Source organism: Oligoflexus tunisiensis (genome assembly GCF_001748245.1).
GTDB classification, from domain to species: Bacteria; Bdellovibrionota_B; Oligoflexia; order Oligoflexales; family Oligoflexaceae; genus Oligoflexus; species Oligoflexus tunisiensis.
In genome coordinates this window covers 3,699,996-3,721,267 of record NZ_BDFO01000001.1, presented here as the reverse complement: position 1 = coordinate 3,721,267, position 21,272 = coordinate 3,699,996, and the positions used below count along the sequence as shown (strand labels likewise).

Annotated in this window: 17 protein-coding genes; 12 read left to right on the top strand and 5 right to left on the bottom strand. The window is 54.9% G+C overall.

Annotation, left to right across the window (positions count from 1 at the left end):
- The first annotated feature begins 21 nt into the window (after window positions 1-21).
- Window positions 22-369 (top strand): DUF488 domain-containing protein, encoded by a 348-nt coding sequence (locus tag OLTU_RS15535; protein ID WP_141733682.1) that lies wholly within the window; start codon window positions 22-24, stop codon window positions 367-369.
- On the opposite strand, the gene OLTU_RS15530 is transcribed toward OLTU_RS15535, so the two are convergent.
- Window positions 366-2,342, bottom strand: a complete 1,977-nt coding sequence (locus tag OLTU_RS15530) for an alpha-amylase family glycosyl hydrolase (RefSeq protein ID WP_141733681.1) — start codon at window positions 2,340-2,342, stop codon at window positions 366-368. The two genes, OLTU_RS15535 and OLTU_RS15530, sit on opposite strands and share 4 nt — an antisense overlap.
- A 440-nt stretch (window positions 2,343-2,782) precedes the next feature.
- Between OLTU_RS15530 and OLTU_RS15525 the strand changes: the two genes are divergently transcribed.
- Window positions 2,783-3,592 (top strand): trypsin-like serine protease, encoded by an 810-nt coding sequence (locus OLTU_RS15525; RefSeq protein ID WP_141733680.1) that lies wholly within the window; start codon window positions 2,783-2,785, stop codon window positions 3,590-3,592.
- A gap of 106 nt (window positions 3,593-3,698) precedes the next feature.
- Here OLTU_RS15525 and OLTU_RS15520 read toward each other — a convergent pair whose 3' ends face one another.
- Window positions 3,699-5,819, bottom strand: coding sequence for a response regulator (locus OLTU_RS15520; protein ID WP_141733679.1), 2,121 nt, complete (start codon window positions 5,817-5,819; stop codon window positions 3,699-3,701).
- Window positions 5,820-6,081: 262 nt separating this feature from the next.
- On the opposite strand from OLTU_RS15520, the gene OLTU_RS15515 reads away from it, so the two are divergent.
- The 3 genes from OLTU_RS15515 (at window position 6,082) to OLTU_RS15505 (ending at window position 9,281) form a co-directional block, all read left to right on the top strand.
- On the top strand, window positions 6,082-6,816 hold the full coding sequence (locus OLTU_RS15515) for a hypothetical protein (RefSeq protein WP_141733678.1): 735 nt from the start codon (window positions 6,082-6,084) through the stop codon (window positions 6,814-6,816).
- 123 nt (window positions 6,817-6,939) lie between these two features.
- Window positions 6,940-7,953 (top strand): trypsin-like serine peptidase, encoded by a 1,014-nt coding sequence (locus tag OLTU_RS15510; RefSeq protein WP_141733677.1) that lies wholly within the window; start codon window positions 6,940-6,942, stop codon window positions 7,951-7,953.
- Between the two features lie 338 nt (window positions 7,954-8,291).
- Window positions 8,292-9,281, top strand: a complete 990-nt coding sequence (locus OLTU_RS15505; protein ID WP_176736654.1) for a universal stress protein — start codon at window positions 8,292-8,294, stop codon at window positions 9,279-9,281.
- Here the strand turns inward: OLTU_RS15505 and OLTU_RS15500 are convergent.
- Both OLTU_RS15500 and OLTU_RS15495 read right to left on the bottom strand, forming a co-directional pair.
- Window positions 9,278-10,303, bottom strand: coding sequence for a hypothetical protein (locus tag OLTU_RS15500; protein ID WP_141733675.1), 1,026 nt, complete (start codon window positions 10,301-10,303; stop codon window positions 9,278-9,280). The genes OLTU_RS15505 and OLTU_RS15500 overlap by 4 nt on opposite strands.
- Before the next feature lie 12 nt (window positions 10,304-10,315).
- A complete protein-coding gene (locus OLTU_RS15495) occupies window positions 10,316-11,185 on the bottom strand; it encodes a TIGR02147 family protein (protein WP_141733674.1) in 870 nt (289 codons plus the stop codon).
- Between the two features lie 352 nt (window positions 11,186-11,537).
- Between OLTU_RS15495 and OLTU_RS15490 the strand changes: the two genes are divergently transcribed.
- The 7 genes from OLTU_RS15490 to OLTU_RS15460 all read left to right on the top strand — a co-directional run bounded on the left by OLTU_RS15490 (window position 11,538) and on the right by OLTU_RS15460 (window position 19,031).
- Window positions 11,538-12,365 (top strand): acyl-CoA desaturase, encoded by an 828-nt coding sequence (locus OLTU_RS15490; protein ID WP_141733673.1) that lies wholly within the window; start codon window positions 11,538-11,540, stop codon window positions 12,363-12,365.
- A 21-nt stretch (window positions 12,366-12,386) separates the two neighbouring features.
- The gene (locus tag OLTU_RS15485) at window positions 12,387-13,655 is read left to right on the top strand and encodes an NAD(P)/FAD-dependent oxidoreductase (RefSeq protein ID WP_141733672.1); all 1,269 of its coding nucleotides are present in this window, start codon (window positions 12,387-12,389) and stop codon (window positions 13,653-13,655) included.
- On the top strand, window positions 13,649-14,455 hold the full coding sequence (locus OLTU_RS15480; RefSeq protein ID WP_141733671.1) for a DUF1365 domain-containing protein: 807 nt from the start codon (window positions 13,649-13,651) through the stop codon (window positions 14,453-14,455). Before OLTU_RS15485 ends, OLTU_RS15480 begins: the two co-directional genes overlap by 7 nt.
- Window positions 14,421-15,695, top strand: a complete 1,275-nt coding sequence (locus tag OLTU_RS15475) for an SAM-dependent methyltransferase (protein WP_141733670.1) — start codon at window positions 14,421-14,423, stop codon at window positions 15,693-15,695. The genes OLTU_RS15480 and OLTU_RS15475 overlap by 35 nt, the downstream gene beginning before the upstream one ends.
- Before the next feature lie 22 nt (window positions 15,696-15,717).
- On the top strand, window positions 15,718-16,740 hold the full coding sequence (locus tag OLTU_RS15470) for an SAM-dependent methyltransferase (RefSeq protein WP_141733669.1): 1,023 nt from the start codon (window positions 15,718-15,720) through the stop codon (window positions 16,738-16,740).
- Between the two features lies 1 nt (window position 16,741).
- Window positions 16,742-18,100 carry an MFS transporter gene (locus OLTU_RS15465; protein WP_141733668.1) on the top strand — a complete coding sequence of 453 codons (1,359 nt, stop codon included), beginning with the start codon at window positions 16,742-16,744 and terminating at the stop codon, window positions 18,098-18,100.
- Window positions 18,101-18,182: 82 nt separating this feature from the next.
- Window positions 18,183-19,031: a substrate-binding periplasmic protein gene (locus OLTU_RS15460; protein ID WP_176736653.1), complete on the top strand. Its 849-nt coding sequence runs from the start codon at window positions 18,183-18,185 to the stop codon at window positions 19,029-19,031.
- A gap of 44 nt (window positions 19,032-19,075) precedes the next feature.
- Here the strand turns inward: OLTU_RS15460 and OLTU_RS15455 are convergent, their stop codons facing one another.
- Window positions 19,076-21,190 (bottom strand): ATP-binding protein, encoded by a 2,115-nt coding sequence (locus OLTU_RS15455; RefSeq protein ID WP_176736652.1) that lies wholly within the window; start codon window positions 21,188-21,190, stop codon window positions 19,076-19,078.
- Window positions 21,191-21,272 lie beyond the last annotated feature (82 nt).

Genomic DNA, 21,272 nt, shown 5'->3' with positions numbered 1-21,272 from the left:
CACGATGGGAGGATCCATAACATGGTTCAGCTCAAGCGGGTTTATGAAAAACCATCCCGAAAGGATGGCACGCGCATCCTGGTGGATCGCCTTTGGCCGCGCGGTTTGACCAAGGAGGATGCCGCGGTCAAAATCTGGATGAAGGAGGTGGCTCCCAGCACGGAATTGCGGAAGTGGTTCGACCACGACCCTGAAAAGTGGAAGGAGTTTCAGAGCCGCTATCGAAAGGAACTCAAAGAGAAGACGGACCTGCTGGATTCCCTCCGGCAGGAGATGAAAGAACATACGGTCACGCTGGTCTATGGCGCTCGGGATCAGGAGCACAACGCAGCCATCGTTCTGAAGAAGGTTCTGGAAGAGCAGGATTAGTCCGCTTTCAAAACCCGAAAACTGCGCGGCGCCAGGCTCAGCGTACTGTCAGTCACCCTTCCTCCCTGCATCAGATCCTCATAGGTTCCGGCAGGCAGCGCCACGTTTTTCCAGCCATCCGATTTATTGATCGCGACCGTGATTTGATCAAAGCCATCACAGCCCCCCATCGTATAAACCCAGGCATCGCGATCGACCCAGTGCGTGCGCCGCTGCCCACGGCCGAGCACCTTGTAGCGGGCGCGGATATGCGCCAGCTTACGGACCTTGTCGCGCAGGACGAGCTGATGAATGTTCAGCTGACGGTCATCCCAGGGCATCATGCGCCGGTTGTCAGGATCCCCTCCCCCGGCCAGACCGATTTCATCGCCATAGTAGATCAAAGGAATGCCGGGGTTGGTGAGCATGGTGGCAAAGGCCAGACCCAGACGTTCATAGGGGGCCGCGTCCAGCGGCTGCTGATACTGATGGCTGCTCCAGCCGTTCCCGGGGAAACTGCCGAGCACACAGCTGTCGATCTGCCGACTGGCGAAATGAATGGCACGTGGAATATCGTGATTGCCAATCCAGTTGACCATGAGGGAGCGATTGTAAAGGCCGCGATCATAGTAACGATCATTGGAGGACAACCAGTAATCGAGGTAACCGATATCCCCGTCGGGGCGGAAAAGGGCTTCGCAGGCGGTTTTCTTAAAGGGGAAGTCGAACTGCCCGTCGAGCATTGTTTGGGAATCGACGTATTTTTTCAGGTTCTCCTTGTTGTAATAGTCGAAGACTTCGCCGACGAGATAGAAACGATCCCCTTCGGGATTGGGAAAAGTCTCCTTCAAAGCCTGGCGCAGTTCAATGAGCCATTCACCGGGAATATGTTTCACCGCATCCAGGCGCAGACCATCCAGCTGAAACTCACGGGCCCACCAGACGGCATCGCTGACGGACCAGCGCCGGACCTCGGGATTATAAAAATCAAAGCCGGGCAGGTAGTCCGTAAACGAGCAGCGGGTGCCCCAGTAGGGATGCTCCCAAAGATTTTCCGGACCACAGACCCGGATGCGCCCATTGTCGGTGGCGAACCAGTCCCTGTGCGCCTGATAAAGTTCGCTCTTGCTGTCGACATGCTTCATCACATAATCGAAGAGCACCTTGACTCCATGACCGTTGGCACTGGCGGCACCATGTGCGGTGGCGATGAGCTCCTTCAGTTCCTCTTCGGTTCCCAGACGGGATTCCACCCGGGGGCGCGGGCTCGGAGCCTCAGGCTTGCTGTAATCAATATTCCGGGGTGACGGCCAGTAGCCGTGATAACCGGAATATAGATGCGGATCCTGATCCGGAGTTACTGAGGCGCCCGATTCATCACGGGCATCATATGGTGCCGAGAGCCAGAGTGCGGTCACACCGAGATCGGTGAGATAATCCATCTTCCGGGTCATCCCCTGGAAGTCACCGCCCACGTATTGAGCGGAGGGTCCATGCTGTGCATCGCCACCCGTGGCACCCGGCACGGGGCTGGCGCGTCCATCGCTATCATGAAAGCGATCGACCAGCGCAAAGTACATGACCGTATCCCGCCAGTCAAAGGCCTCAGGGTGTCCGCATTGCGGCAGCGGCTGGGTCACCACAGGATCGTCGCCGCAGGGATGGATGCTGTTCATGGCGCCGAAACCATCCGCCTCCTGGAGCAACGCATTGGGATCCGCCACCCAGCTGCGACCATCGACCACAAATTTATAAAGGTTTTTCCCAGCGGGCAGGGTGACCGTCGCCGTCCAGACATCACCGGATTTGGTGAGGGGAATGGCGCCCAGATCGGGATGTCGCGCCCAATCGGTGAAGGAACCGGTGATCCAAACTGAGCTGGCGTTGGCGTTCTTATAGCTGAATGTCTGCTGACAGGTTGTGCCGAAGGCCATTCCTGACAAACCAAGCGAGGCCAGGCCAACAGATGTGACCCATCTGAAAACAAGGTTCATGAATCCCCCCTGGGAAGCTGGCCTCAGGATCCATCCCGGGATACCTGGCACAAGCTTCCATTCTTTGCATTGAAGTTAGGCGGGTTATAACAAATGAAAAATACAGGGTGAACTCACATCCATGGGCTTACGCCACCGCTCCTACCAGCGCGAAGGCTCCATGCGTCATGCCTGCACACATGGCGCCATCCGGTTCTGCGAACACCAGGATTTTCAAAGCATGATGTTTTCTCAACTCCAGCCGTCCTGCCGTACAAAAACGAGGAGGGACAAGGACTTCCGACTATTGTTAAATTTTTCTAAACTCACCAAAAAGTCTTGCAGCTCAGGCATTTGGCGATTCACAGGAGCGATTTTTGGTTAAATAACAAATTTTGTTCTGGCCAGTCAGTCAAAGATCAAATAAGTTCCGAATCAGAGAACAGCGAAGGAGTCGTTCAATGAAGAAATCGGTAGCATACAAGATCCTGGGAACCGGACTGTTGGCCTCTGCTTTGATCGGTTGCGGAGGTTCCGCACAAAAAAGCGAAACAAAAGTGACCAACGGCCGCGCGATCGCTGAAAGCAGCTATCCATCCGTTGTGCTCCTCGTGATGCAGACGGATGAAGGCCAGGGTATCTGTACCGGTACATTTGTGAACGACTCGCAGATCGTCAGCGCCGGCCACTGTGTGGACGGTCTGGACTCCGAGGATCCGGCCATTTATCTGGTGACCATCAATGCCGAAGGTCAGTACGTGGCCACAGCGAAAGCGGTGAGCTTTGCCCAGCATCCCAACTACAGCATCCGTCTGGGTGTGAGCCCTTATGATGTGAGCGTCATCAACTTTGAAGATGACACGGCTCCCGCTGTGAGTTCGCTCGCCACCCGTGCTCCTTCCGCAGGCGATGCCCTTACCATCGTGGGTTATGGCAACAACGTGAATGAATTTGACCGCTGGGGCAACCTCACCGGATCAGGCGCAGGCACCAAGCGTGTCGGCACCAACGAAGTCGGTTCCGTGTCCGGTGGTTTCATCAACTTCCTTGGTCTGCCGGAAGCTGATGGCGAGACCGACGAAGGCACTCTGGTGTCGAGCGGTTCGGGTGACTCGGGCGGCCCACTGTTCGTGAGCGGCAAGCTCGCTGGCATCACATCCGGCGGCGGCCTGCGCAGCGATGGTCGCGGCGGTTACGTGGCCACCTCGAAATATGTGGACATCAACAGCCGCTATGTGAAGTCCTTCTTTGAGAGTGAATTGAAAGACTGATCAGTTTGGAACTTAAACAGCAGGAAGGCCTCGACTCGATTGGAGTCGGGGCTTTTTTGCGACCGCCGAAAGGCCAGGGGTTTTCCTTCGCGGGGCTTTTTTCGCTTCAGGACGCCTTCCCAGGCGCCTCGCGCTGAATCGAGGAGCGTTTCTTGAATCGCAAGGGCCGATCGATGTGGTCCTTGAGTTCGGGGGATACGACCGGTTCGAAGTAAATCTTATGACAGCAGAGATCCCCGGGGTTGATCTTCAGCGCCATCATCAGCTCTTCATAATCCTTCTGCGGATCCGTACTGACAGCCTCAGGGGTATTTTCCCGGCAAACGGTCAGTTCCAGTTTCTGCTGGGTATCAATCGCTTTTTGGATCCGCCCCTTCAGACTCGTCACCTTGCTCCTGATCTTATCGCTTTTCAAGGCCGCCGCCGCTTCCATCTGCGCCTTGGCCTCATCCAGGCGATTGGCCCGGGCCAGAGCCAGCCCCTGGTTATAATGCAGAATGGCCAGGACCTCGTTCCGATTCTCCGGAACGGCCTGGAGAGCTTCATTATAGAGTTGCAGCCCTTCCTCAAAACGATCCGTCCGGATCAGGGAAATGGCCCGATTGTTGGTGAAGGAGACGATGCTCAGGAGCGATTGGAGGGACTTCATCAGATTATGCGCCTTGTCCCCTTCCCCATTCACCAGAGCCCCTTTGACCTCGACTTCGGTCACTTCGCTGGCGGTCGGGGCGATGGCTTTCGCCGCATCGAGATTTTCACGGAAACCCTGCTGTTCGCCCATTTCCAGGTGGGCCTCGGCGATATTGCAGATGCGTTTGACGTTCGAGGGGCAGATGACTTCCGCGTTTTCCAGACAACAGAGGGCACTGGTAAAGTCCCTGAGCTTCATCATGGTCTTGCCCAGAAGGTTCAAAACCTCGACGCTGGCCAGCCCGCTTTTCAGGACATTCAAGGCGAGATTGCGTGCGGTGGGATAGTGCCCGCGATAATACGCGAGTTCCGCCTGCAGGAGAGACTTTTCCGCTTCGCTGGACTTGTCGCTGTCCATATAGCGTTTGGTGAAGGCCGCCAGCTTTTCAAAGTTCTGGTCCGCCATCGCCTGCCTGATCTTTTGCAAAAGAATCACAGGCTCGCTCGGGGAACGATCCTGGTTGATGACCCAGATCACATCCTGAAAGAAGGCCTGCGGCTCGATCGGTTTACGGATGCGATCGGTCACGCCCATCTCATGAAGGACGGGCATATCCCGTTCGGTCAGATCCTTGTTCATCACGGTTAGAGGAACACCAAAACCGAGGACCGTGCGGAGCTTTTGCACAAGGATCGGCCCCGGCATCTGCGGGAGACGCCATTCCAGGATCACCAGCTCGGGCACAATCTTTTCATCGAGCCACTGCTCCGCCTGGGTGGGATCCTGAAAGGTATAAATGTTCTGCACGCCGAGCTGTTTCAGAAGGCCGACGATCAGATTCAGGGTTTCCGGATCGGGCTCGACCACCAGGCAGCTCCTGATCCCAAGGACCTCAGGCGCACGGGCTGCGGCCTCGGCCTGTCCCTGGCTCCGGGCTTCGGGGAATTTTTCGCAAAGGGTATTGATCTCGGGCTCAAGCGTCGCATCCACCAGCAGCGCCTGGCTGAAAAGATTCAGCGCCGGCTCCACCTGTCCGTTCAGAAGGTGAGCCTCGGCCAGATGCAAAAGAAGCTTCAGGTTGCCCACATGAAACTGAAAGAGCGCCTTTTCAAACCGCAAAAGCTCAGCATGGCGCTTTTCATCCTTGAGGAACTGCCGGAGATATTCCGCCGCGACCAGACTCAGCTCGCCGCCACAGGCCACGTCGCGGCTGAAGAGCATTTTGAATTCCTCTTCTATATCCGCCTTGCTCGCCATGTGACGATGGAGAGACAAAAGTCCCATATCAAAGGCCTTGCTGATCAGGCCGGGATCACTGCTGGCATCCACCATAAAGGATAGGCGCATATCCATCATGGTCGGATCCTCGGTAATCAATTTCAGAATTTGAAAGCTGTTGATCTTGTCGTCCATCATGATGGGCGCGATCAGCCAGTGGATGAGTCCGGTCTCCAGTATGCCCACGACGGTTTGCAGGTCAGGAGCACCCAGGACATCGGTGTAACCTCGATTGCGAAGCTCGGTGTTGATCAGGTTGCGCACGGTCCCGCTGGGATGGACCGTTACGATTTTTATGGCTGTATCCGTCAGCTTCATGGAACCATAGACTCCTTGTCCACACGTTCTTTTCGGATTGCGAGGTAAAAGATTGAGCGGATCACCATGCGCGGCGGGGAGTGTATTTGGTCATTTGATAAAACCCAGGCCTTTGCTGAATGAATACGGTCGAGCGTTCCTCTTGAGCGCATCCGCATGCGGGTTTGAAGGATTTTTGCATCTCATGACAATGGTATGGTCTTTGCTGATTCATAACGCAGGGTTTGGCTTATTTACGGCTAGTATCAAGGGGAGAACGGATATGAAAACGCTGAAACTCATCACCAGTCTTGGATTGGCCTTTAGTATGAGCGCCTTTGCGCAAAATGCGGAACCGGTTGTGACCGATGCGCCGGTCGATGCCATCTATGTCCCATCCGGTTTCGATGATAATGACAATGTCGAAGTCGTGATTCACGGAACCTTTCCGGACGCCTGTCATCAGGTGGGAAAGGCCACAGCGGAGGTTGATCAGGAGAAGAATCGTATTACCATCTCCGCCACGAGTGTGGTGGATCCGGATGAATACTGTGTGCAGAGCCTGACACCTTATATTCATCCCGTGCCGCTCGGAAAGCTCAAGGAAGGCGCCTGGCAAGTGATTTACGCCGCCAACCCCGAAATCATGGAGAGCATTTACGTCGCCCGTCGGAAAACGGAATCACCCGATGACTACCTTTTCGCAACAGTGGAAAATGCCTACATCGCAGTGAATCCGGAAAGCGGCAAGCAATCCCTGAAACTGCAGGGTCATTTCCCACACTATCTGATCGGCTGCATGGTGATCCGTGAAGTGCGGGTGGTGCGCGATCCGGTGGATGTGCTTATGGTGCGACCCATTGCCGAAGTTGTGAACACGGATGTGTGCGCAACGCAGCCCGCGGATCGCTCATTTGAATATACCGTGGGTCTGCAGGAACCCTTCCAGGGCGAAGGTCTTCTCCACGTGCGCACCCTCCACGGCCGCTCGCTCAATCGCTTCCTGAATATCCCCTGAATCAGGTCCCGGATTATGCCGCTTAGGCGGCATCCTCTTTCCTCATGAAGTTGACTGGCTGGCTAACTTAATGTTAGCTTGAGGGAGTCTGCTGAGTTTCACTCAAGTGAGAGGGTGGATACCGTGATCCGTCATGCTGTTTCCTTGGGTGCGCTCGTTTTCATCACAGCCTGTCAGCCGTCCGAAAATTCCAAGGTGCTTTCCATTATCGATCAGGATTCCCTTATCGAAATCAATGAGGACACCCCCCTGCCCCATCAGAACCTGAAGCATGATTTCCCGGCCATCGGTCGCATGACGGGAGGCTGCACGGCGTTTCATGTGGGCGAGGGACTGGTGGCCACCGCTGGACATTGCCTCGCGGATCTGGCCGCGAATCCGGTGGATGTGTCCTGTCATTCCATGGATATCACCTGGGGAGATTTGGCTGGTGAATCCCATCCGAGCCGGTCGCGCTGTTTGAAAGTCCTGGAATATAAATACGACCAGGAGGCCGACTATGCCCTCATACAGGTGGATCCCATTCCGGCTACAGCGGTTGTTCTGGAGCGTGACCCGCGGGCCATGAATTTTCGCGAGCAGGCCATGGTTGTCGGCTATCCCAAGGGTCGTGCGTTGAGCCTGAGCGGAACCTGTGAGGCGCTGCTGAATCCCGATCCCAAGGCACAGATCTTCCATCATCGCTGCGATACGCTGCCAGGCAACAGCGGCAGTCCGGTGTTTGATGCCGCCACGCTGGAAGTCATCGGTGTCCATAACGGGGATGCGGATGACAGCGCGAACTACGGCAGCTATCTGCCGGGCCCGGAACACGTCGCGGCCTTGACCGGGCAGCTCCAGACGCCCGACGCGCAGCCTGAGGCGCTGCAGTTCGGTCCCTTTGCGGATCAGTTGAAAAAGGATCTGGTGCATTTCACCCGTGAGCAAGGGGACCATGTCAGCTTTCAAATGAAACTGGACATCGAGGACGGCTATGACAAGGTTGTGGTGATCGATGGTCTGGGTCGCATTCAGGAATGGACCGGAACGAAGGACACAGCCTTTCAGCAGCTCGCCACACCCGTGAGCATCATCGTGCTGACGGATTACTCCGGCACCTCGGAATCCCTCGCCCTCTCCTCCATTCAATTTGAATGAAAAAATGAACCGGAAGCTTTTGAAGCTTCCGGCTCAACCTGTTGGGACGGATATACGCTACATGCTGTACGGCCTTTCCCTCGACCATGTCCTCGTCCAGCAAAGGGACCACCGAACAGCAGAACATTTTGTTGTTCCATCCCGGGTGGAGCAACTATCATGCCGTCGTCCTTTTTAGTTATTTCAAAGACTTAGGCAGCGTCTCTTCCAGCATTTTGTGAGCTTTCCCCCGCCGCATGCGCACTTTCCCTCAGTCGTTCGCGCCTTGGACTTCGTCCGCGAAGGGGCTAGACTGGGGCCATAACGCGTTGACCCACACACGACGAGGAGAGCCAGCCATGCTTGAACTATTCAGCACCTACACCACCATAGTGGTCGGACTTTCCCTGAATGACCGCGAGGATCATATCATTCAATCGGCCGTGTCCCTGGCCCAAAGAACGAGCGCGCAATTGATCATGGTGCACGCCACCGAACCCTTTCGCAGCTATTCGCTGGCCCGTGAAGGCTTTGCCCTGCCCTATGAGGAGTTGGAGCCGGACCAGGGCGATGCGGAACTGATCATGGCCCAGAACCGGATCGACAACCTTCGCGACAGTCTGCCGAGCAGTATCGTCTGTGAGACGCGTATCGTTCGTGATTATCCCGAGGACGCCATCGAGGAGGTGGCCCGCAGCGCCAAGGGCACTCTGATCATGTGCGGTTTTCATCGGGAGCGGCATCCGCGCTTTTTGGGAGGCATGTCCACCGCTCTGGCCCTGATGGCTCATTCCAATCATCCGGTCATGGTCGTTCCGGGGGACAGGCCCATGGACTTTCAGAATCATCCGCTGACCGTGCTGGTGGCCGATGATCTGCAGAGCGACGGCGAGCAGGCCCTCAGGGGCGCGATGGGATTCTGTCGGTCGATTGATGTGGATCACCTGGTGCATGCGCACGTCAATCCGATGAGTTATCGCGAGATCAATCACATGGTCGAAAAAATTCAGATCGCCATGCTCGAAGGGCGAATTCCGAGCAATCCGGATTTCAACAGCCAGGTCTATATCGAGGAAACCAAGGCCAGTCTCAAGACCCTGCTGCGGCAAAGGATTGATGCGATCGATCCGACGTTTACAGCGGAATTCAAGTATCGGCCCTGTGTGCGGTTTGGCGAGCCGATCGAGGAGATTCATCGGCTGACGGTGGAGACCAAAAGCAGCGTGCTCGTCTTTGGCAAGCATCACATGCTGCACCGCGGCCGGCTCAGCCTGGGCAAGGTGCCTTATGAAGCCATGGTCGAGCCGCATGTGGCGACGATCATCGTGCCGGACCGAGGCAGCGCTTAACGCTCCTTGAGAACGCAGGCAAAGGGGGCGAGGACCAGACTCTCGGTTCCGCCCTCGCGCTTCATGACCAGAGACGCATCGCGCTGAAACCTCAGGGTGTAACGCTGGGCCGATTCATTGGGGCGCAGGACCGTGGCGGTGAGTTGACCCGAGACCGGAATGCAGCCCGCCGCACGGGTGAAGGTCAGGTTGCGGAACTCGAGGCGCAGAATCTCGCCGCTGGTCGGGATGAGAAATTCCTGGCGGCCACTGGGGATGTCATAACGAGTCCACTGACGGGTGTCATCCAGGGTAATGGTAAAGTCGAGAGGGAAACGCTCCTGCAGGTGCAGGGTAACGGTGGCTGGATCCTCATTGTCTGCAGCCTCTGGAACCAAGGTCAGGGCACTATCGACCTGATTGCTGAGGTGGGCGTCGAGGATCACGTTGCGGCCGATTTCCGCGTAGTTCGTGAATTCGAGAGTCCGGCGGCCGGTCTTGTGAAAACTGAGGGTGGACTCGAGCGCCTGATTTTGCCCTTTTGGGGTCAGGTGCAGGCTGCGGGCCATATCTTCTGTCACCTGACTTTCCAGGCGAACCGGACCCATCTGCAGGCGTTCATGGTTGAAGCGGATTGCCCTGGTGCTGGGATCGCAGGCGAGCAACACCCCATTCTGGGTCCAGGCATCCTCATAGCTTCGCTTGATCGTGACTTCCGATCTCGCCAGCCAGGCGGGCGAGTCATCAATAACGGAATGCCGGGTTTCGGCCTTGTCGAGCAGCGAAACGCGTGTGCCCGCCTGGGTCTGGCAGGAACGGTCCGTCGAGACCCGACTCTCCAGGCGGGAATAGGCGTAGTCGCCCATATTCATCCCGTCCACCGTCTGCAGAAAAGCAGCATTCACCAAAGTGTTCAAAGTCGCAGGATGATCCGTCACGCGCACAATACCCGAACCCGTGGGATTGCCGATCTGTGTTCCGCAGCCGCCGGTGAAGCTGCTGAGGAACACGGCGATGGTGGCCAGGGAGCGAGGGGATTGCATGCGATCATCCTTTCACATCAAACAGGAGGGGAACAGCTGCATATTGAGGCGGACTACCCGATCCGGGTTTCCTTGGGAACGATCCCGTTCAAGTTCTAACAGCCTTTGTTGAAACAATTCAATCTCTTGTTTGATTTTCTCGAACTGCGATGCGGAAACCGAAAGCACAAGTGCCGAGATGTGACGAAGCTCGGGCGGAGTCGTGACCATGGCTTCCAGCCCGTGCGGTATCGATTCCTGATGGAATTTTTGAACCGAAAGGCTCATCACTTCAGGGCCGGTCGAGATGATATGATTCGTTTGAACGAAGCGCCCGGTGTCCGGATCCTTCTGGATCAGGTTGAGCTTCTGCAGGAGCTCCAAAGATTCCTCGGCCTGCTTTGCGCTAATCGCGGGGCGAATCACCGAGGCGATCCAACGACCGTCGGGTTGAAATTCATCGAGCATCACCATCTCGCGGATCACCGCATGATACCACTCGCTGTAATAAGCAAACTGATCCTGTTCGAGGCGCGAGGTGATCATGCCGCTGCGGATTTCCAGAGCTTCACGAAAGGTCCGGGAAATATCCTCGGAGGATTTCTCGCGGGTGAGGCGGGCCAGGGCCAGGAAATAGCGACGTTCATCACGCTTGAGATCCAGGGCTTCGACGATCTTGGTGGCCGCGCGCTCGGTGACCGGACGCTTGCCCTGGACAATGAGATGCACAAGGTTGGTGGCGGAAAAACCCAGGTCGACAGAAAGCTGTCGATAGGAATAGTTGCGTGTCTCATTTTTAGTCTGCTTGTGCAGGGTGCGGAAGAAATCACTGCAGCTGTAGAACGTGCTGGGCGGGAATCGGTGCGTGACTTCCCTTAACACCTTACGACTTTCTGTATCCATCGTGTGACCTCCCTGTGTGTAAGCTCAAACTCGAAGGTTATATACCTCAGCTCCCAAGCGTATACAAGAAGCTACGCAGCCAACGGATTCAAACCAGTTTAGCTTTTTTATCAGCCGGCAATCATTGCTGAATAATGGTTTGCGAATGCAATACCCGTATACAAGAATGCGCGAACCGATGGGGTGTGCGGTTTAAGTCGATTTGGCATTCCTACCGACGTTCCGTCAAAGTCCTGTAAACGCCACGGCCTTGGATGTACAAGTCCACAACCCTTCGCAAATAATAGACGCGCCCCATTCTTATTAACAGGAACGGTTGTATTCCGACCGTCATACACACGAGGCAGTATACATGAAGCGCAAGTTCCAAAAACCGGCTGGTCTGACTCTGGTTGTCATCCACGTTCTCGGCTTCGCCAGTCTTCTGCTGGTTCCATTCGAATGGAGTCTGCTCGGGCTCTGCTTTGCGATGTATTATTTTCGAATGTTCGGCATCACGGCGGGCTTTCACCGCTACTTCTCGCATAAGAGCTATAAAACCTCGCGCCCGGTGCAATTCGTCCTGGCCTGGATCGGAACCTCGGCGATCCAACGAGGTCCCATCTGGTGGGCCGCGATTCATCGGCATCATCACAAGCACTCCGATACACCGAAGGACTTGCATTCGCCCAGACAGAAGGGGCTTTGGGAAGCTCATTTGGGTTGGGTTTTAAAAAAGGAAAACCGCATCATTGATCGCAGCAAGGTCAATGACCTCACACGCTATCCGGAAATTGACTGGATCGATCGCCACTATCTTGTGCCGCCCATGACCTTGGCCGTCCTGATCTTTGCCATCTGGGGCCTGCCCGGACTGGTGTATGGTTTTTTTCTAAGTACTATTCTTCTGTGGCACGGGACGTTTACAATTAATTCGCTGTCCCATGTTTTCGGTCGACGCCCGTATAATACAAAGGATGACAGTCGGAATAGTGCATGGCTGGCCTTGATTACCATGGGTGAAGGCTGGCACAATAACCATCACTTTTATCCCTTTTCCGCACGACAGGGTTTTACCTGGTGGCAGTTCGATCCCAGTTTCATGATTTTGAAGCTGATGGAACTGTTTGGGCTCGTGTGGGACGTGAAAGTGCCGCCGAAAGAGCTGCTGGTTCCCCAAGGGGCGGAGCCGGCGCATTGAAGCCATAGGAGTCAAGCGTCTATGCAAAGTCTGGCGATTGTGGGGACCGGCATTGCCGGGATGGGCGTGGCCCATCTGGTGCAAAAAGATTACGCGATCACCCTGTTTGAGAAAAACAGTTACGTTGGAGGGCACACCAACACTGTTTTCGTGGAGGAAGGTGAACGCAAGGTCCCCATCGATACCGGCTTTATGGTCTTCAATCACGTGACCTATCCCCATATCCTGCGGCTCTTCCACCAGCTGGACGTGCCGATGAAGAAGACGGACATGAGCTTTGCCGTCCGTCATACGCCCACCGATTTGGAGTATTGCGGAACGGGCCTGAATGGGCTCTTCCGTCAACGCCGCAATCTGATGAACATCAGCTTCATCCGCATGCTCCTCGCCATCGACCGTTTCAATTCCGATGCGGTCGAGATCCTGAAGGACCCCCGCTACGATCAGTGGACCATCTCTGATCTGGTCGAGGCCCGGGACTATGGCGAGGACTTTTTTCACAAGTATCTGATTCCCATGAGTTCCGCCGTCTGGTCCACACCTCCGGACCGGATGCGGCAGTTTCCGGCCAAGACCCTTCTGCGTTTCTTTCATAACCATGGATTTCTCGGACTGCATACCCAACATCAGTGGTATACGGTCGATGGCGGCAGCGAAGCCTATAAGGAGCGGTTGATTGCGCCCTTCAGGGATCGCATTCGGTTGGATCAAAAGATTCAGAGTATCACGCCGCAGGATGATGGAACTGTCGGCATTCAGCATCAGGATGGAACGCGGGAAACCTTTGACAAGGTGGTCCTGGCCTGTCATGCCGATGAAGCTCTGCAGCTCCTCGCGAAGCCCATGCCTTTGCAGAAGGAACTCCTCAGTGCCTTCTCGTATCAGGAAAACACCACCGTCCTGCACAGCGACGAAAGCGTGATGCCCCGTCTGCGTGGGGTCTGGTCCTCGTGGAATTACCGGATCGATGCTGACGAGCGCGGCGCTGTGCTGCCGACGACCATCTACTGGATGAATCGCCTGCAGGGCCTATCGGATCGGGTGAATTACTTCGTGTCCTTGAACGAACCCGGAGAGATCGATCCAGCCAAGGTTCACCGGCGCATCACCTATCACCATCCCCTCTTCGATTCCGATGCCATCGCAGCGCAAAAGCGCCTGCATGAACTCAATGAAAGTCCCGACCCCTTTTATTTCTGCGGCAGCTATTTCCGTTATGGCTTTCATGAAGATGCCTTCATGTCGGCTGTGAACCTGGCCCGCGTCCTTCTGGGGAGAGAACCATGGTAAAACCGGTCCCCGTCTTGCGGAGTCGACTGGTCAATGCCCTGGTTATCCATGAACGCCTACGAGAACGAGAGAACCATCGTTTCACGTACCGCGTTTTTTATGGATTTATTGATGTCGATGAAATTCCGCAACTCGATCAGGAACTTTGGACCTTCTCGGCCCGTGGCCGCTCCCTGTATAGTTTAGGAGCCCAGGATTTTCTGAATTATGGAAAGCCGGATATCAAGAGCAATATCCAGTGCTGGCTGAAGGATCATGGACATGATGTTCAGATCCAAAGGGTGCAGGTCTTCGCTCACCTGCGCACCCTGGGTATGAACTTCAATCCGCTCAGTGTCTTCTTTGTGGAAACTCCGAACGAAACCCTCTGCCTGGCAGAAGTGGACAATACTTTTGGCGAAGCCAAACTCTATCTGGTTGGCCCTTTGGGGAAGGATGGGCATGTAACGAAGCGCATCCCCAAGGAATACTATGTTTCGCCGTTTATTGAACACGATGCCGACTTTATCTTTGATATCAGACGAAATGAGGATACTCTTAAGGTTCAGGTCACGACTGTGAAAGGCAAGGAGCCCATACTCTATGCGAGCATGGAAGGGCATCTTCACGCCATCACGGATTGGAATCTTCTTAGCTATCTGTTCCGTATGCCCATGACGCCGATCAAGGTGCTGGGTGCCATCCATTGGCATGCTTTACGTCTGATGATCAAACGCATTCCTTACTTCAAAAAAGAGGACCATCCTGAACAGCAGAGGGATTACTATGTACACAAAGATCATAACCGACACATTACGTAAGGCTTCGGAACAAAGCCCATCCCTGTTCGCGTCCCTGGTGGAAAAACATTTCAGCAAGATGAAACGAGGCCGCCTCATCGTCGAGGATAAGGAAAGCGGTCGCGTCTATCGCTTCGGCCAGGGTTCCGAGCTGCAGGCTCGCATCACGGTGAACGACCCGGTGTTTTTCCGGAAGCTGGTGCTGGCCACCGATATCGGCCTCGGCGAGTCCTACGTGGATGGCGATTGGGATACCGATGATATCGGCAAGGTGATCCGCTGGTTTATCCTGAATCTGCAGGATATGCCGTCGATGTCCGGCGGCCGCTCCAATATCCGCAATCTTATGGTCAATGCGATGGCGGCCGTCAACCGTCTGCACCATAGCCTGAACCTGAACAGTGTGGAAGGTTCGCGGAAAAATATCAGCAACCATTATGATCTTGGCAACGAATTCTTTTCGAGTTTCCTTGATGAAACCATGACCTATTCCAGCGCCCTCTATGCGAGCGCAGAAGCCGAACCCATGGCCGACGCCCAGCGTCGTAAATTGCAGAGCCTGGCGGAGCTGGCGGGCGTGAAATCGCATCACAGGATTCTGGAAATCGGCACCGGCTGGGGTGAATTCTCGTGTTTTCTGGCCGCGACCTATGGCTGTCAGGTGACCTCGCTGACCATCTCCGAGCAGCAGTTTGCCTATGCGCGGCAGAAGGTACGGAAGCGTGGTCTGGACCATCTGATCACCATCAGGAACATGGACTATCGGAAGTTCCAGGGATCGTTCGACCGCATTTTCACGGTGGAAATGCTGGAGGCTGTCGGGGCCGAGTTCCTGCCCACCTTCTTCGAAAAATGCGAGAGCTGGCTGAAGCCAGGCGGCAAGATGGTTCATCAGGTGATACTCAGCCCGGATTCCCGCTTTGAGGAATTTAAGAACGGGGTGGATTGGATTCAGAAGCATATCTTCCCGGGTTCCCTTCTGCCATCGATGTCCGCGCTTTTGCAGGCGGCGAACCAGGACGACCGCAGCTTCATCCTGTCCGACTACAAGGACATGGGTCTCGACTATGCGCGGACCCTGCGGGAGTGGCTGCAAAACTTCAATGCGAATTTCCCGGGCATTGAAAAGCTGGGCTTTGATACCGCCTTCCGCCGGAAATGGAACTACTACTTCTCCTACTGTGAGGCCGCTTTCAGCATGCGCAACATCACGGTCGCGCAGATTGGAATGACCCGCCCCAACAATCATCAGCCGGACTGAACCTCTCTGCATCGGAGCCTTTATGGAAGCCCTTTTGAGCCGTGGATTGATCCCTGAACCTGTGATCCGTCTCAGCATTCAGCAGCTTTTGCGCAAGCGCATCGCGGATGAGTCGAAACATGATGTCGCCGCCACCCAGGAACATTTGAACAACCTGATCCGGCAGTTGAAAGAATCGCCCATTGCCATCGAGACCGCCGAAGCCAACCGTCAGCATTACGAGCTGCCGCCCGAATTCTTTAAATTCGTCATGGGTCGCTGGCTCAAATACAGCTGCGGCCTCTGGGATTCCTCCACCAAGGACCTGAGCCAGGCCGAAGAGAAGATGCTGGACGTTTATCTGCAAAGAGCCGGCATTCAGGACGGGATGGACATTCTGGAGCTGGGTTGTGGCTGGGGATCGTTCAGCCTTTTCGCTGCCAAACGCTTTCCCAAATGCAAGGTCACCGGCGTTTCCAATTCCGGACCGCAGCGCGCATTTATCATGCAGCGCGCGGCGGAGCTGGGCCTCAAAAACCTGGAGATCATCACCCAGGATGTCAATAAACTGGAGATGGATCGAACCTTTGATCGTGTGGTTTCGATTGAAATGTTCGAACACATGCGGAATTACGAGAAGCTTCTGGGCCGCATCGCCGGCTGGCTCAAGCCGGACGGCAAGCTGTTTGTTCATATCTTTACGCACAAAAACCTTGCCTATCTCTTCGAGGATAACGACGCTTCGGACTGGTTGACCCGCAATTTCTTTACGGGCGGCATCATGCCGAGCGATCACCTGCTCTTTTATTTCAACAAGGATCTGCGGGTGGACCAGCACTGGGTGGTGAATGGCCAGAACTATCAGAAAACCTCGGAAGCCTGGCTGGCGAATATGAAGGCGCATGAAAAGGAAATCATGGCGATCTTCCGCCAGCATTACAAGAACGAAGCCCTGAAATGGTGGAACTTCTGGAAGATCTTCTTCATGGCCTGTGCAGAGCTTTGGGGCTTCCGTCAGGGCAATGAATGGCATGTGAGCCATTACCTTTTCAGCAAAGTGAAGTGAGATGACTCTCACACGCGGGCGGGAGTGTGGGTATGCCGCGGCCGAAGGGGGACTTTCGGCCACGGAAACTTTTATCCGTCTGCATTTTCTCTTTTATCTGACCCACGAACTCCTGCTCCAGCCGGCCATGGCCGGTCTTCTGGTTTCCATGGGCGTGCTGTGGGATGGCATCATCGACCCCATCGCCGGCTGGCTCTCCGATCGCACACGTGGCCGCTGGGGTCGCCGGACCCCTTACCTGTTCCTCGGGCTCGTGCTCCTGCCCATGCTCCTTGCAGCCCTGTTTTTGCCTCAGCTGAAGTCCATGCAGGGTCTCAGTCGGAATCTCGCCGTGGGGGGCCTTTATCTTTTGATGAATACGGCCATGACCTTGATCGGAGTTCCGCATGCGGCCCTGGGTGGGGATCTGAGCCGCGATGCAGCACGGCGGACGCGTATTTTTGCCTGGCGCTATTTCTTTACCACCCTCGGTTTGCTGAGCGGCATCGCGATTCCGGGATATTTCATGTCCCGGCTGGGAAATTCCTGGGCCGCCTACTGGCAAAGCGCAGCGACCCTGGGAGGCTTTGTGGTGCTCTGTACCCTTATCACCATCGTGGCCAGTGCGCGGGCGGATCGTATGATGAATCAGGAAGAGGTTCAGACCCGGCATCATCCCCTGGTGATGCTTCGGGGGTGCTTGCACAATCGGCCTTTCTTGATTTTGATCACGGCCTTTATTTTGGCAACTATCGGCCAGGCGATCAATTCGAGCCTGGCGCTTTATTACTACCGACTTTTCCTCCAGCTGCCCGAGACATCGATCGAACAGGTCCTGATCCTGTTCACGCTGATCATTATCATCAGCATCATCGCCTGGAATCTTTTGAGTCGCCGTTTTGAAAAGACCAGACTCCTGTCCCTGGGGGTTGGGCTGATGGGTTTGTCAGGTTCCATCGCCTATCCGCTGATGCCACCCGGGGCGATGCAGGGACCTCTTCTGATGGCGGTCATTGGCGGTCTGCTGCTGGGTTCGGTTTTTCTCTTGGAAGTGATGGTCGCTGATGCCGTGGATTACGGAGCCGTGCGCACCGGGAGTGCGGACTATGGGAGTTACTTTGGTCTCTGGAAACTCGGGACCAAGATCGCGCGAGCGATTGCGATCGGTCTTTCCGGTGTCCTTTTGGAAGCGATCGGCTTTGTGCCTGGCACCAGCCCTTCAGAAGGAACCCTGCGGGGGCTCGCCTTGCTCTTTGGTCCGGGCGTAGGGATTTTCTTCATGGCGGGCGCTCTTCTGGTTCTCGCCTACCCGCTTCGGCAGAGAAAGGTTCTGCAACTCCAGCGCATTCTGCAAAGGCGCAGAGCCACGAGTGTTCCATGAGTAGGAGCACTTATTGGACAATTGCTCACCGGATTGTATAATAGGCCGATAAGATATCATTTTTTTCCAAGAAAGGATGCTCATGAAGTTATTCATCGGCCTGGCCATTCTATTAAGTGCTCCCATCCTGTCAGGGGCAGGATCCCGTCCCGTCGTGAAACTTCAGGCTGATGTCTGGTGTCCCTTCAATTGCGAAGAAACGGACAAAAATCCCGGCTATATGGTCGAGATCGCCAAAACAGCATTTGACAGCATTGGGATGGATGTCGAGTACAAGACGATTTCCTGGAACAAGGCTATGGATAACGGCCGCAAGGGGATAGTTCATGGCATCATCGGCTCGGCCGTGAGCGATGCACCTGATTTCGTATTCCCCAGTGTTCCGGTCGGCCGGACCATGAACTGCTTCTATACCCTTCCCGATTCGACCTGGAAATTCACCGATGTCGAGTCCCTGAAGAAGGTCAGGATCGGCGCCATTGAAGGTTATACCTATGGCGAACCTTTTGAGGCTTATGTCCAAAGCGTTCTTAAGGAGAAGGAAAAAGAGAAGGAAAAAGAGAAGGCCACCATGAAGATGGCAGCCAAGAAAAGCAGGAATGACCTGGACATGAACAGTCCTGTCCAAACCGTTCCCGGCGATGGCTCTCTCGCTTTGAATATGAAAAAAGTCAAAGCCAAGCGGATCGAGGCGTTCGTCGAAGAAGAGAGTGTTATCAAGAATCATCTCCACTCGGTGAATATGCCTGAAAACACCTTTCGCAATGCGGGTTGCCTCACGCCTGATGCCATCTATGTCGCTTTCGGGCCAAAGGAACCCAAGGCCAAAGAATACGCCAAGCTCATTGGCGATACCGTGACCGCCATGCGGAAGGATGGTCGCTTGAAAAAGCTGCTCGAAAAATACGGTATCAGCGACTGGGAAAAGTGAAACATCTTGGAGCTGCCCCAGAAGGGCAGCCAGGGAATGAAACTTCAGGCCACGCGGCGATTCTTTTCGGTGGATTTATGCATGGGAATGCGAAGAAGGAACCGCGTGCCGACCCCGACCTCGCTTTGAATGGTCATGTTCCCGCCAGCGGATTCGATCGCGTCTTTGACCGCCTTCATCCCCACACCACGCCCTGAAATATCCGTGATGGTTTCGGCCGTACTCAGCCCTTCATGGAAGATGAGGTTGAGGATTTCATCATGGCTTAAACGCTTAGCCTGATCCGGTGTCATGATATTGAGCTGCAAGGCTTTCTTTAACACGCGATCGGGGTCGATCCCGCGTCCATCGTCCTCCACCGTGATCAGATAGTGATCCGTGTCGGTGGTGATATTCAAACCGAGGCGACCCTTTTCGGGCTTTTTGCCACGCTCAAACGAAGGCTCCAGGCCGTGATCCACAGCATTGCGGAAGAGGTGGACGAGGTTCTGGAAAATATCCGCCGCTTCGTTGCGCCCCATCCGAATTTCACCGCCTTCCACCACGAAATCCATATCGATGCCGCGCTGCATGGCCAGTTTCTGCACGTAGTTACTGATCGGACCCAGCATGCTGTCGACCGTGTCCTTCCGCATTTCCGCCAGCCAGTTACTCATATGTGATTTCAATTCATCCTGATTCTGCAGACGGGAGATATCCGCCTCGATCACGTCCAGCAAATGCTCGTCGATCGAAAGGAAACGACGATTCTCGCTATCAAACTTGATTTTCAAGAGGGCATAGTGCCGGTCCAGGAACTCCTTGAGGCTCTCCTCAATCGAGGTCAGATATTCCGGAACGATCTTTTCCTTGTCCTCGGTGGAGTGGATCAGCTCAGCGACCTGACGGATGCCAAAGGCCGCGGAGTTGCCTTTCAAGGTGTGCAGATCGCGGCGTAGAACCACAGTATTGCCGGTTTCCAGCGCGGTATAGCAATTCTTCAGACGGTCGCGGGAATCCTGGATAAAGTCCCGGAACGAATTCATATTCTGCATGATATTGACGATCGAACGATTGATTTGATTTTCCAGCTCGATGCTCTTCAGCAGCGTGACGTCCACGACTGTGAAAAGGATCTTGCTGACCTTGCCCTGGGCATCACGGATGGTGCTGCCTTCCAGGGAGATGGTCCGGTCGCCGATCACAAAATTCCTGGGGATCTGACTCAGGGAAACGGATTCCGGCATTTCATCATCAAAGACTTGAACCAGGGACATGATGAAATGCTTCTCGGGCTCCCCCGTGATTCCAAGGACCGAGCTCAGTTTTTTGGCTTGAATCTGACTGGATCCCAGCAGGGTCTCGCAGCTCCGGGTATAGCCTTCCAGGACCGAAAAGTTCTGATCGATCAAAAGGAAGCCGGTTTTCACATGATCCAGGATCATCTTGATGGTGGCCGTACGTTCCTGAACCTTGATTTCCAGCTGATCATTCATGACGGTCAGGGACTGGTTCTTTTCCTCCAGCTCAGCAAAGAGCTGAGCCAGAGACTGTCGGGTGGATTCGAGCGACTGCCCCAGCGTCCCGATCTCGTCCTTTTCATTCCAAACGAAAGGTGTGGTGAGCCGCTTTTCAGCGATTTCATGGGCTTCCGACTTCAGTCGATCGATTCGTGAAAGAACGCGATAGTGCAAGAGAACAGCCAGAACCAGCACACAACCTACGATCTCGGCCAAAGCCAGACCGATGAAGTCGATCATGCGGGAGCGAATTTCGGCAGCGGCCTGGGCCATGCTGAATTCCACGACGACCTTGCCTAAAACCTGATCATCCGCGAGGATGGGTATTTCCTGAGTCACGATCTTTCCGACCCGTCTGGCCTCGTCCTTTTCCTCCCAGAAAACAACATCGCTGGCATCGTAGATTGTCACGCGAACGATCCGGGTGTCTTCCATCGTGGATTTGGCTAAAGGCGCCGCGCTTTCGGGAGAAAGGTCCCAGATGGCCTTCTGTACGCCAAGGGCCAGAACCCGGGTGACGCGACCATGAGTTTCATGAACGTCCTGAAGCAACTTCTTTTGCTGATCACTCAGAAAGATCCAGGTACCCAACGCGACGGACGAAACGATGGTCGCGAGCACACCGCCAATAACCCAAATGCGAAGAGAGAGATTTTTCATAACCATCCACATAGAAAAAAACCCGATGCCTTCGGTTTATCGTGAACAGGTCGGTCGCAGTTAAGCTTCTTTCGGACCGGGT